The organism is Arthrobacter sp. TmtSoilC77, from assembly GCF_059739415.1.
In genome coordinates this window covers 1421261-1437010 of sequence record NZ_AP046050.1, presented here as the reverse complement: position 1 = coordinate 1437010, position 15750 = coordinate 1421261, and the positions used below count along the sequence as shown (strand labels likewise).

Here is a 15750-nt window from a genome sequence, read left to right as displayed (position 1 = left end):
GAGCTGATGCATGTCGACTGGCTTCAGCGTGGAACTGGGCTGTTCGATGGCCGCCGCCGATTTCTACAAACGATAGAAACTGGTGGCAACACCTATCTTATCCCCGCAAACAGATCCTTTTCGGGCAGATCGGTGGACACCCTGGACTTGATCAGCGTGTAGTCCTCCCAAGGCCATACCTTCCGCTGCAGGTCAGGTGAGACCGCAAAGAAGAAACCCATCGGATCGATCTGTGTCCGGTGCGCCCGAAGAGCGTCATCGCGGGCCTCGAAGAAGTCGCCACAGTCCACTTGCGTGGTGGTCTGGTGCGCGGGAGCGGGAGGAGTGTGGCCCTCGGCGTCTGCCTCAAGCCATGCCGCCAGCCGTTCAGCATAGGGCGACTGCAGCCCAGCCTCCTCCAGCGCAAAGTGCAGCGCGCGGAAGCGCTCCGGGCTGAAGGCGCGGTCGTAGTAGAGCTTGCTGGGCGCCCACGGCTCCCCCGTTCCCGGGTAGCGCGCGGCGTCACCCGCTGCCTCAAACGCCTCGACGGCAACCTTGTGGGCCATGATGTGGTCCGGGTGCGGATAGCCACCGTTTTCGTCATAGCTGATGATGACGTGCGGCTTGAAGTCCCGGACCAGACGGACCAGCGGTGCCGTGGCACGCTCCAACGGCTGCAGGGCAAAGCATCCGGGGGGAAGCGGTGGAAGGGGATCGCCCTCGGGCAGGCCCGAGTCCACAAAGCCAAGCCATCGCTGCCGAATCCCAAGCACGGCAGCCGCATTGGCCATTTCCAAGCGGCGGGCACCTGCCATGTCGCGCTTGGGGTGCGGAGCGTCCACCATGCCAGGGTTCTGGATGTCGCCCCGGGAACCATCAGTGCAGGTAGCGACCATGACGTCTACTCCTGCAGCGGCATACATCGCCATGGTGGCTGCACCCTTGCTGGATTCATCGTCCGGATGAGCGTGGACGGCGAGCAGCCGCAGCTGCTGCTCGGAACTGCTGGACGCTGTCACTTGACGGCTCCTCTTTCATGGATGGTGCAAAATCAGGACTGTGCAGGAGGCGCCGGGATCCGCACTAAACTGGATAGGTGACTTCAGAGGACCAATTGGCCAACGAACTACCGGCAAGCAACAGCCTAGCCAATCGCTACGGTGGTCAAAAGCGCGGCTTGACCCGCACATCGAAGCGGAACATCGTCATCGTGACCCTGGTCCTTGGAATTGTGTTCGCAGCATGGGTGGCAACGTCCTCGGCACAAGCCCCCGTGACCTTCAAGGACATCGGCTACAGCACCGTGGATGGCACACGGGCCGAGGTAGATTACCAGGTCACTAAATACCCGGGAGCCACGGCCAAATGCGCCGTGAAGGCCATGGATTCCAAGTTTGCCGTGGTGGGCTGGAAAGTGGTTGAGATCGGCCCCAATGACCCCAAGGACGGTGCCGATGGCGGCAGCACAACAGCCCAACGCACAGTGTTGAGAACCGAGTCCCCCGCTGTCTCAGGAGTAGTGGATAATTGCTGGATCGTGGACAGCGGGAAATAACAATCGTGTGACCCACAACTCAACCAGTTTGGGTTCGTCCAGAGGATTTACTACAATGGATGAAACCTTCACCCCGTTAAGTTGGTTACTGAGTTTCACGAGTGGCCACCTCGGCGGGGTCTTTGCTTTGTCAGATCAAGAGGAGAAATCCGTGTCTACCACCAACAGCGCCACAGCAGCTTGGCTTACCCAGGAAGCTTTCGACCGCTTGAAGGCTGAGCTGGACCACCTTTCCGGCGCTGGCCGGGCGGAAATCGTCCAGAAGATCGAAGCCGCCCGCCAGGAAGGCGACCTCAAGGAAAACGGCGGATACCACGCAGCCAAGGAAGAGCAGGGCAAGATTGAAGCCCGCATCCGTCAGCTCACCGCGCTCCTGCGCGATGCCCAGGTGGGCGAAGCTCCTGCCGATGACGGAATCGTAGAACCTGGCATGTTGGTTGTTGCCCGCATCGCCGGGGACGAAGAGACGTTCCTGCTCGGCTCCCGCGAGATCGCCGGCGACTCCGACCTCGATGTCTTCAGCGAGAAGTCTCCGCTGGGTGCTGCCATCATCGGCCACAAGGAGGGCGACAAGCTCAGCTACACCGCCCCCAACGGCAAGGAAATTCCGGTGGAGATCGTTTCCGCCAAGCCGTACGTCGCCTAGGCAGCGCGAAAAAGCCCGACGCCGGTCCACCCCTTCGCAGGGTGGGCCGGCGTTTTTCGTGCCTGCCTCCCCAACTAGGTCGCAGTTAAGCGCGTTTTGGGCGTTCAAAACGCGCTCTGCTGCGACCTAGTTGGCTCATGCTGCGAGCTTGGACTTGGGACGCAACAGGATGGCCGCGACAATCCCTCCCAAGGCTCCGCCCAAATGGGCCTGCCACGAAATGAAGCCCATGACGGTGGGCAGCACCCCGAAGAGGATGCTGCCGTACGCCATGAAGAGGACCACGGACAGCAGAATCTGCCACCAGTTCCTGTTGAAGAATCCCCTGACCAGCAGGAACGCGAAGAACCCGAACACCAGCCCTGACGCCCCCACCGTGACTCCTCCTCCACCAATCAGCCATACCATCAGGCCTGAACCCAGCCAGCTGAAGGCCAAGGCTGTGAGGAAGACCCTGATACCGGCCAGGAAAACCAGGAAACCGAAGATGATGAGGGGCAGGGTGTTGGACAGCAAGTGGTTGAGGTTCGCGTGCAGCAGCGGGAACGTCAGGATGTCCAGCACTCCGTCCATGCTGCGGGAACGAAGCCCGAAAGTACCGTTAAGGCCATGCCTCATCAGCGTGTTCAGGAACTCGATGACGTACAGCAGGATCACGAAGCTGCCCATGAACAGCAGGCCGCCCTTGGCTCGGCCCGCGAGTGTCTCCTTGGCCTCGGCCTTGGATCCATCAGGCGTTTCGAGCACCATGTCCGCGACTCCCGTCAGTGCACCACGATCGGCTGGAAGCCTTCGGCCCTCAAGGCGCCGAGGACCTGCTCGCCGTGTTCGTGGCCCTTCGTTTCCAGGTTGATGGTGATGGAGACATCGCCCATGCTGATGGAACCACCCAGGCGCGTGTGGTCCAGGCCTGTGACGTTGGCGTCGTTTTCGGCAATGATTCGGGCGATCGTCGCCAGTGAGCCCGGGCGGTCATCCAGCATCATTCGAACCGTCATGAACCGGCCCGCCGCCGACAGACCGCGCTGGATGACCTTGAGCATCAGCATCGGATCGATGTTGCCGCCGGAAAGCACGACGGCGGTGTTCCCCGGGTTTTCGATCTTGCCATCCATCAGGGCGGCTACTCCCACCGCGCCTGCCGGCTCCACGACCATCTTGGCCCGTTCCAGCAGGAAGATCAGGGCCCGGGCAAGGGAATCTTCGCTCACGGTCACAACATCGTCCACGAGCTCGCGGATGATGCTGAAAGGAAGTTGCCCTGGCCGGCCTACGGCGATGCCATCAGCCATGGTGGAAACCTTTTTCAGCGGCACCAGGGCGTCCGCAGCGAGGGACGGAGGATAAGCGGCCGCGTTTTCGGCCTGCACTCCGATGACCCGGATCTCGCGACCGAGCTCTTTGGCCCGTGCCTTGATGGCCACTGCGACGCCTGCAAGCAGTCCGCCGCCGCCGACGCCCATGAGGATGGTGTCCACGTTGGGGATCTGGTCCAGGATCTCCAGTCCGATGGTGCCCTGGCCGGCGACGACGTCCACGTTGTCAAAGGGGTGCACAAAGACTGCGCCTGTTTCGTTGGCGTAGCGCTGGGCTTCAGCCAAAGCCTCATCCACGTTGTGGCCGTGAAGGATGACTTCGGCGCCATGGCTGCGCGTTGCTGCAAGCTTGGGCAGCGCGACACCGAGCGGCATATAGATGCGCGCGTTGATGCCAAGGCTCTTTGCGGCTACGGCTACGCCCTGGGCGTGGTTGCCTGCAGAGGCAGCCACCACTCCGCGCTTCTTTTCGGCATCAGTCAGGCGTGCCATCCGTACGTAGGCGCCGCGGACCTTGAAGGATCCGGCACGCTGCAGGTTCTCGCATTTGAAGAAGACATTGCCGCCCACCAGGCTGCCCAGCGCACGGGACGACTCCACTGGAGTCTTGGTAATAATGCCCTCGAGCAGCTCCTGCGCCTTGAGGACATCGTCCAGCGTGACGGGCAGGGTATCGAGGGTATTCACTGACTATTCTCCTTTGTTGGTGTCAACTGCAGGCTCCTGGACGGAGGTGTTATCTGCGGCCTTGGTCTTGCCGGCAGCGCTGCTGCCGCTGCGGGATCCGGCTCCAGGAAGGTGGACTTCCTTGAAGTTGGAGTCGCCATCAGTTTCCGACGATGCGTCTCCAGGCTGCAGCTCGGCCGCGCCCAATCCTTCATCATGTTCCCACGTCCGGCCGGCAATGTAGCGAACCGCCGTGTTTACTACGGCGAGCAGCGGAACTGCGAACAATGCTCCGGGAATGCCCGCGAGATAGGATCCGGCAGCTACCGAAAGGATCACTGCCACGGGATGGAGGGCCACAGCCTTACCCATGACCAGCGGCTGCAGGATGTGGCTTTCAAGCTGCTGGACCAGCAGGACGATGGCCAGCATGATCAGCGCATTCACGGGTCCGTTCGCCACAAGGGCCAGCAGGACGGCGATCGCACCGGTAACCAGCGCACCCACTACGGGAATGAACGAACCGATGAACACCAGGACCGCAAGCGGAAGCGCGAGCGGAACCTGGATGATCGCGGCACCGGCTCCGATGCCCACGGCGTCGACGAAGGCAACGAACATCTGGATCCGCACATAGCTGACCATGGAGGTCCAGCCGCGCCGTCCGGCACCATCAGCGGCCCTTCGGGCTGTCTTGGGCAGGAGCCGGACCAGGAAGCCCCAGATACGGCTGCCTTCGAGCAGGAAGAAGATAAGGATGAACAGGGCCAGGACCAATCCGGCGGCAAAGTGTCCGGCCGTGCTGCCAAAGGACAGGGCACCGCTAAGGATGCTGCTGCTGTTGTCCTGCAGGGCTGTGACGCCGTCGGAAATGTACTGGTCGATTTGGTCTGCTGTCAGGTGCAGGGGGCCGGCAGACAGCCAGTCCTGGATCTGCTGGATTCCTGTCAGCGCCTCGGTCCAAAGCTCCCCGAATCCTGAGACAAGTTGCCTGCCGACCAGCGCAAGGGCACCCCCGATAACCCCGATGAAACCCAACACTGTGATGGCCACCGCCGCACCGTTGGGCAGATTCCGCTTGCGCAGCCAGAGCACCACCGGGTAGAGGAGTCCGGCCAGGAGGGCCGCCACCATCACCGGAATGATGAGGAAGCTGACCTTGCCCAGCAGCCAGACCAGAGCGCCGATCATCAGCAGGATCAGGCCCATGCGCCACGACCATGCGGCCGCAATGCGCACACCGTAGGGAATGTCTTGGGCTATTTGTCGATCAGAACGTGATTTGGCGTCCGGTGTTGGCGTCATGAACCCATAATTCCGCAGCCCGCCCTGTATGGGAAACCGGCCCGCCGCGCAGGTGGCCTAGATGGAGGCGGTAATCCCCCACGCCATGGTGAAGGTCTCCCCCGGCGCAAGCCAACGCAAACCATCCCCGCTGTTAAAGGCGTTGGCTGGACCGGTCATGGGCTCAATAGCGACTACTTTTGATCGGCCAGGGAAGGTGTCCGTGACGAACACGTGGACATACTGGCAGTTCTGGTCCTGCTCCAGCGACACGCTGCGTCCATCCGGCGCGGTCAGCGTATGGCGGGCCACACCGCCGTCGAACGTCAGGTCGGTCAAGGCGACGTCAATGTCCAAGCTGCCCACCGCCCGACCTCCGGAAAGGTCAAAGTCGCCCTCCACCGCAGCGGTGCTGCGGGGAATCAATCGCTCGTCCACTACCAGGCGGGTGGCTGCCTTGACGGTCAGGACCAAGTCTTCGGCGGCCACCTCCCCCAGCCGGAGATAGGGGTGGGCGCCCAGGACCACGGGAGCATCGTCCCGGGAATCGTTGACCATCGTCTGTGCGACACGAAGGTCCAGGTTTTCGTCGAGCTCATACCGAACGATGTGCCGGACAAGGAAAGGGTATCCGTGCTGGGGGAAGACAGTTGCTTCCAGTGTCACCGAGAACTCGGACTCATCCACCAGGGTGTAGCCCGTGTTGCGGAGAAGTCCATGGCTGGCGTTGTTGCGTGAGACTTCGGTGATGTCGAGCTGCTGCTTCTTGCCGTTGAGGTACCAGACGCCATCCTCCACCCGGTTGGCCCACGGGGCGAGCGTGATGCCTGTGGCGCCTGGCGGAATCTCGGCGTCACCGTAACTTTCGGTGAGTTGGACGCCTCCGCGGGAGTACAGCCGAAGGCCTGCAGCAAGCTCGGTCACGACGGCGAGCGCATCGTCCCGCCGAAGCTCGAATTGGCGGCCTGTGGCGAAGCGGCGGGGTGCTGATTCGGCCGGGCTTTGGGCGTCTGGCAACGATGCAGGGGGCGGAGAGGCAGGCATGGCAATACCGTACTGCATGCCTGCTCACTTTCCCGGATCAACTTGTTAACTTTTGTTTGAAACTATGCGTTTTTGATTACTTTGTGGGATGATGGACTCATGATCCGTATGACCCACACCCGCCTCGCTGACAGCCGTGAGTTGATCTACTTTGACGACCCCGGAACTCCCGAGCGCACAGAGGACTCGCTGGTGGACCACCGCGGGCTTCCGGCCCGTGGCGAGCCCGGAGAGGTCAGATACGACGCCCTGTCCGGCGAATGGGTAGCTGTGGCAGCCCATCGCCAAAGCCGCACCCACCTCCCCCCGGCCCACCAATGTCCTATCTGCCCCACCACTGCTGATAACCCATCCGAGATCCCCGCCCCGGATTATGACGTCGTGGTGTTCGAAAACCGATTCCCCTCACTGGGACCGGCACTGGGCGACATCCCGGAGATCCCCCGCAACGGACTCGCCGGCCACGGGGTCACCGGGCCCGCCTTCGGTCGCTGCGAAGTTGTGGCCTTCACGCCGCAGCACACCGGATCCTTCGCCGAATTGGAAGAGACCCGCGCCCGCACCGTCATCGAGGCATGGGCGCAACGTACAGAGGCGTTGAGTGCCCTGCCCGGCATCAAGCAGGTCTTCCCCTTCGAGAACCGCGGCGCCGATATCGGAGTCACGCTGCACCACCCCCACGGCCAGATTTACGCCTACCCCTACGTCACGCCCCGGGCTGCCACTTTGGGCGCGGTAGCCCGCAAATACTACGACGACGTCGACGCGAAAGAAACGCTCGGCGCGTCACTGCTCAAAGCAGAACGCGAGGATGGCAGCCGTATGGTCCTCGAAGCCAAGCACTTCAGCGCCTATGTGCCTTTTGCCGCCCGCTGGCCTCTGGAAATCCATCTGGTCCCCCACCGCAGCGTCCCTGACCTCGCGGCCCTGACGGGTGAAGAACGCGACGAGCTCTCCCACGTCTACCTGGACCTGCTGAAGCGGCTTGATGCCCTCTACCCCACACCCATGCCGTATATCTCCGCCTGGCACCAGGCACCGCTGGACCCGGTCCTGCGCCCCGCCGGCCAGTTGCACCTGCAGCTGACTTCACCGCGCCGCGCTGCCGATAAGCTCAAGTACCTGGCAGGCTCCGAAGCAGCCATGGGCGCGTTCATCAATGACACCACCCCCGAAGCTGTGGCGCAGCGACTCCGCGATGTCGCCGCAGCCACCGACACCACACAGTTGACCGACACCCTGGAAGGCACCCGAGCATGAGCACCACCACTGACACCAGCGTGCTTTCGGCCCGCTTCCAGGAAACTTTCGGCTCAGTTCCCGACGGCGTGTGGCAGGCACCGGGGCGCGTGAACCTGATCGGTGAACACACGGATTACAACGAGGGCTTCGTCCTGCCGTTCGCCATTGATAAGACGGCCAAGGTGGCTGTTCGGGTTCGTACGGACTCCACAGTGCGGCTGCTGTCCCTGTTCGGTGGCCACGGCTTGGTGGAGGCGGATCTCTCAAGCCTGGAGCCGGGATCCGGCAACGGTTGGTCGCGCTACCCGCTCGGCGTTGCCTGGGCTTTGAAAGAGCGTGGCATCGACGTTCCCGGTTTTGACCTGCTGCTCGATTCGGACGTGCCGCTGGGTGCGGGGCTCTCGTCCTCCCACGCGATCGAATGTGCCGTCATTTCCGCCCTCAACGACCTCACAGGGGCAGGTTTAGGCGCAGAGGACCTGGTGCTCGCCACCCAGCGCGCTGAGAACGTGTTCGTCGGCGCACCCACCGGCATCATGGACCAGTCAGCTTCACTGCGCGGAGCCAAGGGTCATGCCGTGTTCCTGGATTGCCGGGACCAGCACGTTGACCTTGTCCCCTTCGACGCCGAGGCATCGGGCCTGGTCCTGCTGGTCATCGATACGAAGGTGTCGCATTCACACGCCGACGGCGGTTACGCCTCCAGGCGCGCCTCCTGCGAGTTGGGTGCCGAAATTCTCGGTGTCAAAGCACTGCGCGACGTCGGCGTGGAATCCTTGGAGGAAGCCGCGGGCTTGCTGGATGAGACAACCCTTCGCAGGGTCCGGCACGTCGTCACCGAAAACGACCGGGTACTTCAGACCGTGGAAACCCTCAACAGCGAAGGCCCGGCCAGCATTGGTGCGTTGCTGGACGCCAGCCACGTGTCCATGCGCGACGACTTTGAGATCTCCTGCCCTGAGCTGGACCTCGCGGTGGAGACGTCCAGGACCAACGGCGCGATCGGCGCCCGCATGACCGGCGGAGGTTTCGGCGGCTCTGCCATCGCCCTGACTCCGGTAGGCCGGGAGCAGCAGGTGCGCGACGCCGTCGTGCGTTCCTTCACTGAGAGCGGCTTTACCGCCCCTGACATCTTCACGGTGACTCCGGCAGCAGGCGCCCTTCGCTTGGCTTGACCGCCCAGGCTTACGCCCGTCTTCATTCCAGATGCCGGGCGTAAGCTGGGGCCATGACTGAGGCTGTCATCGTTTCCACTGCCAGAAGTCCAATCGGGCGGGCCTTCAAAGGCTCCCTCAAGGACGAACGCCCCGACGACCTTGCGACCGCCATGGTGCAGGCCACACTCGCGAAAGTTCCAGGTTTCGATCCTGCCGCCGAAGATGGAGGCGGCCTTGATGACATCCTGCTGGGATGCGCAGAACCCAGCGGCGAAGCGGGCTCCAACATGGCCCGCGTTGTAGCTGTCCTTGCAGGACTGGACCGCGTACCGGCGGCGACCATCAACCGGTTCTGCGCATCCAGCCTCCAGACTCTTCGCATGGCATTCCACGCCATCAAGGCCGGTGAAGCGAACGCGATCGTCTCGGCCGGCGTGGAAAGTGTCTCGAGATACCAGAATTGGGCAGGGGCCGGACAGACCGACGCCGGCAACCACAACCCACTTTTCGAAGCAGCAGCCCAGCGGACAGCTGCCCGGGCGGCGTCGAACATTCCCTGGACGGATCCGCGGCTTGGCGGGAGGCTTCCCGATATCTATATCGCCATGGGCCAGACAGCCGAGAATGTGGCCACCAGCTACGGAATAGGCCGGGCAGAGCAGGACGAGTGGGGCGTGCTGAGCCAGAATCGCGCCGAAGCTGCCATCGCCTCGGGCTTCTACGCCCGCGAAATCACACCATACACGCGCAAGGACGGGACCCTGGTTGAGCAGGATGACTCCCCGAGGGCAGGAGTGACCTTGGAAGCCGTATCCGCCCTTGAGCCCGTTTTCCGGCCCCAAGGTACAGTAACCGCGGGCAATGCGTGCCCCTTGAACGATGGTGCCGCCGCCGTCCTGGTCATGAGTGACTCCCGTGCGCGCGAGCTTGGACTACAACCGCTCGCGCGCGTTGTCTCCACCGCCGTTTCAGCCCTCTCACCCGAGCTCATGGGCATGGGGCCAGTTGAGTCAACGCGGCGGGCGTTGGCACTGGCAGGACTGACGATTGACGATATCGACCTCGTGGAACTCAACGAAGCCTTTGCGGTCCAAGTGGTTGCCAGCGCCCGTGAACTGGGCATCGACCCACAGAAGCTCAACGTCCACGGCGGCGCCATTGCCTTGGGCCACCCCTTCGGCATGACTGGAGCACGCATGACCACTACGCTCCTCAATGGCTTGAAAGAACGCGACGGAACCCTTGGCCTGGCCACATTATGCGTGGGAGGCGGCCAGGGAATGGCTGTTGTTTTCGAACGCCTGGGTTGAGGCCTTCTGGGACGGCGCCCATGGTTGAACCCGTTTAGACAAAAAATGCCCCCGAAATAATTTCGGGGGCATTTTCCTGAACCCGGGCGGACTTAGTCGTCGCCGCGCAGAATCGCCAGGAGCCGAATGATTTCGACGTAGAGCCAAACCAGGGTGACGGTCAGGCCGAAGGCAGCGATCCAGGAGTAGCGCTCCGGGGCGCCGGCACGGACGCCTTCTTCGATGCTGGTGAAGTCCATGATGAGCGAGAAAGCTGCCAAGCCAATCGCCAGGATGCCGATGAAGACACCCAGCGGGATGCCTGCAATCGTGATACTCGTGCGCAGGCCGAACGGTTCCTGGACCGCGCCGGTCCACATCATGACGAGGTTGATCAGCGCAAAGACCGCGTAGCCGATGGTGGCGATCATGAAGAAGCGCACCATCTTGGGCGTTGCCCGGACCTTACCGCTCTTGAACAGCAGCAGCGTAACGCCGAAGACGGCCAGCGTGCCGATGACCGCTTGGAGGCCCACGCCCGGGAACATTCCGTCAAGAATCCGGGTCAGGCCACCGAGGAAGAGTCCCTCAAGGCCCGCATAGGCCAGGATCAGCGCGGGAGAAGGCTGCTTCTTGAAGGTATTGACCAGTGCCAGGACGAAACCGCCCAGTGCACCGACAATCATGAGCATCGTGGACAGGCCCGGAGCCACAAAGAGCGTGATGCCGGCGCCGACGACCAGGGCCACAAGGCACGCGACGGTCTTCATGATGACGTCGTCGTAGGTCATCCGCCCGGTTTCGGCGGGTCCTGCTGCAGGCTGGTTGTACATCTGCTGCAGTTGTTCGTTGGTCATGTTCTGCTGCGGAGCGGACCAAGCTGACTGGGCGTCGAGGACCTGTCCGGGCGCGCGGCCAGGTGCCTGGTTAAACTGTTGGCCGTACGGGTTGGAGTACGGATTTTGCGGAACAGGCGGTGCCTGTTTGGCTCCACGGAAATTCTTTCCGTTGAAGATAGGGTTTCCGCCAAGTGCCATTGCGGGTGTCCTCCTGAAAAAGGGCTAAGTGATAATTCACGGTACCAATTACCACGCGCCCAAGGCAGGGAAAGTTCCCTTGTTCACCCAGACGAAACTCAACCGTGACACGAATGTGGAAGATTGCTTGTTGCCTATAGCTTCACAGTTGTTATCCGATCGCGATCTTCTGACCTCTATGCTGTGCATTTTTTAGCCGCACCGAGCGGTAACATAGGCCACACATGGGTGACTTAGATCACAATCGAGGCAGCTAGGCAAGAACTGTTCACAAGCCCCATGACCGTTCGCACCGGCTGCAATGGCGCAGCCGGGACCACCCCCACTGTGGAGGTTTCCATTTTGAGAAGCACACTGCGCGACCCGTCCATGAGACGGTCCAAGGGACTGCAGAGAGCCGTGGGGGCGTTCTTCGCAGCCCTCATTGCCGCTCTGTTGATCGCCGCCCCCTCGGCGGAGGCTACCACCCCCTCGCCTTCGCCATCCCCAACGAATTTCCAGAACAATATCAGCGGCTTCCTCCGCGACGACGCCCGTGCTCCCATACCGGGCGTGAAGATCAAGGCCTCGGGCAACGGATTCGAAGGCGAAGCAACCTCCGGAGCCAACGGCGCCTGGAGCATTGGCGTCCCGGTGCAGGGCACGTACAGGGTTGAGCTGGATACCTCCACCTTGCCGGAGGGCATCAAGCTGGCCGACGGCCAGGAGAATCCCCGCGATGTCACGTTCAACCAAACGTCCAACCTGTCGGTGATCTTCGCGTTCGGCAAAGGCATCGTCGTCCAGCAGCAGGACTTCGGCCAAAACCTCCTCAATCGCCTCGTTGCAGGACTGAGCTTCGGCCTGCTCCTGGCACTTGCCTCCGTGGGATTGTCCCTCATCTTCGGTACCACAGGCCTTACCAACTTCGCCCACGGCGAGATGGTAACCATGGGCGCTGTCTTGGTGTTCATGTTCAACGGTTTTGGTTTGCCGTTCTGGCTGGCCATCCTGCTCTCGCTGATCGGCGGCGGGCTCTTCGGGTATGTCCAGGATGCCGGGCTCTGGCGGCCTCTGCGACGGCGCGGCTCGGGCCTGGTGCCCATGATGATTGTCAGCATCGGCCTGGCACTGGCTATCCGCTACGTCATCCAGTTCTTCTTTGGCGGCGCAACCCAACAGCTGCCCGGAGCCCAAAGCGCCGAAGTCCAGATCGGGCCCATCTCCATCTCTCCGAACAACCTGTGGTCCCTGTTGATCAGTGCCGTGGTGATTGCCCTGATCGGCATCGTCCTGTTGAAGACCCGTCTGGGTAAAGCAACCCGGGCGGTGGCAGACAATCCTGCCCTGGCGGCTGCTTCCGGCATCGACGTCGACTCGGTCATCCGGCTCGTGTGGATTGTTGGCGGCGTCCTCGCTTCCCTCGGCGGCATCCTGTGGGCCTACTACCGGCCTGGCGTGACCTTCGACATGGGCTCGCAAATCCTGCTGCTCATCTTCGCCGGCGTGACGCTCGGTGGCCTGGGAACTGTCTTCGGTGCCCTGATCGGCTCCATCGTCGTCGGGATCTTCGTGGAGTTGACGACTGTCTTTGGCCTCCCTGCCGACCTCAAGTACGTTGGCGCCTTGTTCATCATGATTGTTGTCCTTCTGTTCCGACCGCAGGGTATCCTCGGCCGGCGTGAGCGTGTGGGTTAGGAGCGGGCCATGGACTTCGGATTTATTCTTTCCAGCGCCCTTGGCGAATTGTTCAGCCCGACGACGGCGGCCTACGCACTTGCTGCTCTGGGCCTCGCCGTCCACTTCGGCTACTCAGGCCTTTTGAACTTCGGCCAGGCCGGATTCATGGCAGTGGGAGCCTACGGCTTCGCCATCTCCACGTTGACCTTCAAGACGCCGTTCTTCATCGGGCTGCTTATCGCGGTCCTGTGTTCGGTGATCTTCGCCTTTATCCTGGGCATTCCGACCCTGCGCCTGCGGGCGGACTACCTCGCTATCGTCACGATCGCGGCAGCAGAAATTGTGCGTTACGTTGTCACTACCAACCAGCTCACCAGCGTCACGGGTTCGGCAAACGGACTGGCCGCGTTCGAGGGTGGCTTCTACTCCATGAATCCCTTCCCCGAGGGGTCCTACATGGGCATGAACAACCGTGACTTCTTCATCCGCGTTGTCGGTTGGGGCCTGGTCATTATTTGCTGCCTGCTTGTCTGGCTGCTGATGCGCAGCCCATGGGGCCGCGTCCTGAAGGGCATCCGCGAGGACGAGAACGCCGTTCGGTCACTTGGTAAGAACGTCTACTCCTACAAGATGCAGGCCCTTATCATCGGCGGCATCCTGGGTGCCCTTGCAGGCATGATCTTCACCCTCCCCCGCGGCGCCGTCCAACCGTCCAACTACGGCACGGAGCTCACGTTCTTCCTTTGGACCTGTCTCCTGCTCGGCGGCATGGCAACCGTCCTGGGCCCGGTGATCGGAGCCATGATCTTCTGGGTAGTGCTCTCGCTGACGCAGAGCCTGCTTTATGGGCTCATCGAATCCGGAGTCATCACCTGGCTGACCACCGTTCAGGCCGGCCAGCTGCGCTACATCCTTGTTGGTGTGGCCCTGATGCTCCTGATGATCTTCCGCCCGCAAGGCGTCTTCGGCAATAAGAAGGAGCTTGCTTTCGCATGAGTGAGACCAACGAACACAACAGCAACAACCCAATGAACCCAGCTACGCCTTCCAGCAGTGGTAGTTCTGCCCACCGCGCTACGCCAAGCGACGAGGCAGGCATCGACTACATGACCGATTCCCGCCCCATTGCGGTCGGGGAAAACACCCCCGGCTGCAAAAAGCGCGATCCGATCGTCGTGGCCGAAAACGTCACCCGTTCCTTCGGCGGCATCAACGCCGTGGACGTGGAATACCTGGAGATCCCGCGCCACAAGATCACTGCATTGATCGGGCCGAACGGTGCCGGCAAGACCACACTGTTCAACCTGCTCACCGGCTTCGACACGCCAAACACGGGCAAGTGGCAGTTCGAAGGAAACAGCATTGCCGGCGTCTCGTCCTACAAAGTGGCACGCATGGGCATGGTGCGGACATTCCAGCTGACCAAAGTCATGGGCAAGCTGACAGTCATGGAAAACATGCGGCTCGGTGCCGCGGACCAGCCAGGCGAGCGTCTTTCCAAAGCCCTGTTCAAGGGCATCTGGGGTGGCCGCGAGAAGGAGATCACAGCACAGGCACACGTGCTCTTGGAGAAGTTCAAGCTGGACACCAAGAAGGATGACTACGCCGCTTCACTCTCCGGCGGCCAGCGTAAGCTCCTGGAAATGGCACGGTCCCTCATGGTCAGGCCCAAGCTCGTCATGCTCGACGAGCCGATGGCCGGCGTGAACCCGGCACTGACGCAGTCCCTCCTGGACCACATCAAGAACCTCAAGGCTGAAGGCATGACGGTCCTGTTCGTGGAGCACGACATGAACATGGTGCGCCACATCGCAGACTGGGTAGTGGTCATGGCAGAAGGAAAGATCGTGGCCGAAGGGCCTCCCGGCGAGGTCATGAAGAACCCTGCCGTGATCGACGCCTACCTTGGCGCACACCACGACGTCGACCTCGGCGACGCAGAAGGCATCAAGGTGCTCGAAGCAGAACTCGAGGCCGACGAAGAGTCGGTGGTGGGAACGGAAGACGCAGGTATCCTCTCCGACATCGTAGAAACCAAGAAGGAGGACGGGAAATGAGCAGCACCAGCGCAATGCCCGCCTCAGCAGATGCACCCGCCAGCGATTCCGTCGTCAAAGTCACCAACCTCGTGGCTGGCTACATTCCTGGCGTCAACATCCTCAACGGTTGCTCCATCGAGGCCCGCAAGGGTGAACTGATTGGAATTATCGGCCCCAACGGCGCCGGTAAGTCCACCCTGCTGAAAGCCATGTTCGGCCTGGTCAAGGTCCACTCCGGCACTGTGGTGGTCAGAGGGCAGGATCTCACCGGTCTGAAGGCCAACAAGCTTGTCACGCAGGGCGTCGGTTTTGTACCCCAGACCAACAACGTCTTCGCCACGCTCACCATCGAAGAGAACCTCCAGATGGGCATGTTCCAGCGGCCCAAGGACTTCGCCGAGCGGTTCGACTTCGTTGCCAGCCTCTTCCCCGAACTGGCCAAGCGACGTGCCCAGCGGGCCGGTTCCCTCTCAGGCGGTGAGCGTCAGATGGTAGCCATGGGGCGGGCACTCATGATGGATCCCGCGGTACTCCTGCTCGACGAGCCATCGGCGGGCCTCTCCCCCGTCAAGCAGGACGAGACGTTCCTGCGGGTCCATGAGATCAACCGCGCTGGCGTCTCAGTCATCATGGTGGAACAGAACGCGCGGCGCTGCCTGCAGATCTGCGACCGCGGCTATGTCCTGGACCAAGGGAAGGACGCCTACACGGGCACGGGTCGCGAACTCATGAAGGACCCCAAGGTCATCCAGTTGTACCTGGGAACCCTGGCCGACGAGGTCTAGGAGCCGCATCACGCACGCACGGAGGGCCTTGGGTATACCCAGGGCCCTCCTT

Annotated in this window: 15 protein-coding genes; 9 read left to right on the top strand and 6 right to left on the bottom strand. The window is 62.0% G+C overall.

Features of this window, described 5'->3' with window-relative positions; genetic code table 11:
* Positions 1-92: 92 nt before the first annotated feature.
* A complete protein-coding gene (gene mca, locus AC6I99_RS06730; RefSeq protein WP_497960665.1) occupies positions 93-998 on the bottom strand; it encodes a mycothiol conjugate amidase Mca in 906 nt (301 codons plus the stop codon).
* 77 nt (positions 999-1075) lie between these two features.
* Between mca and AC6I99_RS06725 the strand changes: the two genes are divergently transcribed.
* Both AC6I99_RS06725 and greA read left to right on the top strand, forming a co-directional pair.
* Positions 1076-1534 carry a DUF4307 domain-containing protein gene (locus AC6I99_RS06725; RefSeq protein ID WP_497960664.1) on the top strand — a complete coding sequence of 153 codons (459 nt, stop codon included), beginning with the start codon at positions 1076-1078 and terminating at the stop codon, positions 1532-1534.
* A gap of 151 nt (positions 1535-1685) precedes the next feature.
* The gene (gene greA, locus AC6I99_RS06720) at positions 1686-2180 is read left to right on the top strand and encodes a transcription elongation factor GreA (RefSeq protein ID WP_216924913.1); all 495 of its coding nucleotides are present in this window, start codon (positions 1686-1688) and stop codon (positions 2178-2180) included.
* Between the two features lie 135 nt (positions 2181-2315).
* Here the strand turns inward: greA and AC6I99_RS06715 are convergent, their stop codons facing one another.
* Genes AC6I99_RS06715 through AC6I99_RS06700 form a run of 4 tightly spaced genes read right to left on the bottom strand, consistent with a single transcriptional unit; the run spans position 2316 to position 6508 of the window.
* The gene (locus AC6I99_RS06715; protein ID WP_497945730.1) at positions 2316-2930 is read right to left on the bottom strand and encodes a rhomboid family intramembrane serine protease; all 615 of its coding nucleotides are present in this window, start codon (positions 2928-2930) and stop codon (positions 2316-2318) included.
* 14 nt (positions 2931-2944) lie between these two features.
* Positions 2945-4183: a threonine ammonia-lyase gene (gene ilvA / locus AC6I99_RS06710; RefSeq protein ID WP_224091594.1), complete on the bottom strand. Its 1239-nt coding sequence runs from the start codon at positions 4181-4183 to the stop codon at positions 2945-2947.
* Between the two features lie 3 nt (positions 4184-4186).
* On the bottom strand, positions 4187-5467 hold the full coding sequence (locus tag AC6I99_RS06705) for an AI-2E family transporter (protein WP_224166816.1): 1281 nt from the start codon (positions 5465-5467) through the stop codon (positions 4187-4189).
* Between the two features lie 57 nt (positions 5468-5524).
* Positions 5525-6508, bottom strand: coding sequence for an aldose 1-epimerase family protein (locus AC6I99_RS06700; RefSeq protein WP_497960662.1), 984 nt, complete (start codon positions 6506-6508; stop codon positions 5525-5527).
* A gap of 81 nt (positions 6509-6589) precedes the next feature.
* Between AC6I99_RS06700 and galT the strand changes: the two genes are divergently transcribed.
* The 3 genes from galT to AC6I99_RS06685 are packed head-to-tail and all read left to right on the top strand — an operon-like array spanning position 6590 to position 10199.
* Positions 6590-7750, top strand: a complete 1161-nt coding sequence (gene galT / locus AC6I99_RS06695; RefSeq protein WP_497960661.1) for a galactose-1-phosphate uridylyltransferase — start codon at positions 6590-6592, stop codon at positions 7748-7750.
* Positions 7747-8907, top strand: coding sequence for a galactokinase (gene galK, locus AC6I99_RS06690; RefSeq protein WP_497960660.1), 1161 nt, complete (start codon positions 7747-7749; stop codon positions 8905-8907). Before galT ends, galK begins: the two co-directional genes overlap by 4 nt.
* A gap of 53 nt (positions 8908-8960) precedes the next feature.
* Complete coding sequence (locus AC6I99_RS06685) at positions 8961-10199, top strand: acetyl-CoA C-acetyltransferase (RefSeq protein WP_497960658.1); 1239 nt, start codon at positions 8961-8963, stop codon at positions 10197-10199.
* A 92-nt stretch (positions 10200-10291) separates the two neighbouring features.
* On the opposite strand, the gene AC6I99_RS06680 is transcribed toward AC6I99_RS06685, so the two are convergent.
* Positions 10292-11215 carry a Bax inhibitor-1/YccA family protein gene (locus AC6I99_RS06680; protein ID WP_224091585.1) on the bottom strand — a complete coding sequence of 308 codons (924 nt, stop codon included), beginning with the start codon at positions 11213-11215 and terminating at the stop codon, positions 10292-10294.
* 279 nt (positions 11216-11494) lie between these two features.
* On the opposite strand from AC6I99_RS06680, the gene AC6I99_RS06675 reads away from it, so the two are divergent.
* From AC6I99_RS06675 to AC6I99_RS06660, 4 genes are read left to right on the top strand one after another with little or no spacing between them, the layout of a single operon-like run.
* Entirely contained in the window at positions 11495-12892 is a 1398-nt protein-coding gene (locus tag AC6I99_RS06675) for a branched-chain amino acid ABC transporter permease (protein WP_497945739.1), read from the top strand.
* A 9-nt stretch (positions 12893-12901) separates the two neighbouring features.
* Positions 12902-13870, top strand: a complete 969-nt coding sequence (locus AC6I99_RS06670) for a branched-chain amino acid ABC transporter permease (RefSeq protein ID WP_216924904.1) — start codon at positions 12902-12904, stop codon at positions 13868-13870.
* Positions 13867-14931, top strand: coding sequence for an ABC transporter ATP-binding protein (locus tag AC6I99_RS06665; RefSeq protein WP_396133576.1), 1065 nt, complete (start codon positions 13867-13869; stop codon positions 14929-14931). The genes AC6I99_RS06670 and AC6I99_RS06665 overlap by 4 nt, the downstream gene beginning before the upstream one ends.
* Entirely contained in the window at positions 14928-15698 is a 771-nt protein-coding gene (locus AC6I99_RS06660; RefSeq protein WP_224091581.1) for an ABC transporter ATP-binding protein, read from the top strand. The genes AC6I99_RS06665 and AC6I99_RS06660 overlap by 4 nt, the downstream gene beginning before the upstream one ends.
* The last annotated feature ends 52 nt before the right edge of the window (positions 15699-15750 follow it).

Coding starts and splice junctions, on each gene's coding strand:
- galK (WP_497960660.1), top strand. CDS start 7,747: ATGAGCACCACCACTGACACCAGCGTGCTTTCGGCCCGCTTCCAGGAA.
- AC6I99_RS06700 (WP_497960662.1), bottom strand. CDS start 6,508: ATGCAGTACGGTATTGCCATGCCTGCCTCTCCGCCCCCTGCATCGTTG.
- AC6I99_RS06685 (WP_497960658.1), top strand. CDS start 8,961: ATGACTGAGGCTGTCATCGTTTCCACTGCCAGAAGTCCAATCGGGCGG.
- AC6I99_RS06670 (WP_216924904.1), top strand. CDS start 12,902: ATGGACTTCGGATTTATTCTTTCCAGCGCCCTTGGCGAATTGTTCAGC.
- AC6I99_RS06675 (WP_497945739.1), top strand. CDS start 11,495: ATGACCGTTCGCACCGGCTGCAATGGCGCAGCCGGGACCACCCCCACT.
- galT (WP_497960661.1), top strand. CDS start 6,590: ATGATCCGTATGACCCACACCCGCCTCGCTGACAGCCGTGAGTTGATC.
- AC6I99_RS06715 (WP_497945730.1), bottom strand. CDS start 2,930: ATGGTGCTCGAAACGCCTGATGGATCCAAGGCCGAGGCCAAGGAGACA.
- AC6I99_RS06705 (WP_224166816.1), bottom strand. CDS start 5,467: ATGACGCCAACACCGGACGCCAAATCACGTTCTGATCGACAAATAGCC.
- AC6I99_RS06660 (WP_224091581.1), top strand. CDS start 14,928: ATGAGCAGCACCAGCGCAATGCCCGCCTCAGCAGATGCACCCGCCAGC.
- AC6I99_RS06665 (WP_396133576.1), top strand. CDS start 13,867: ATGAGTGAGACCAACGAACACAACAGCAACAACCCAATGAACCCAGCT.
- AC6I99_RS06680 (WP_224091585.1), bottom strand. CDS start 11,215: ATGGCACTTGGCGGAAACCCTATCTTCAACGGAAAGAATTTCCGTGGA.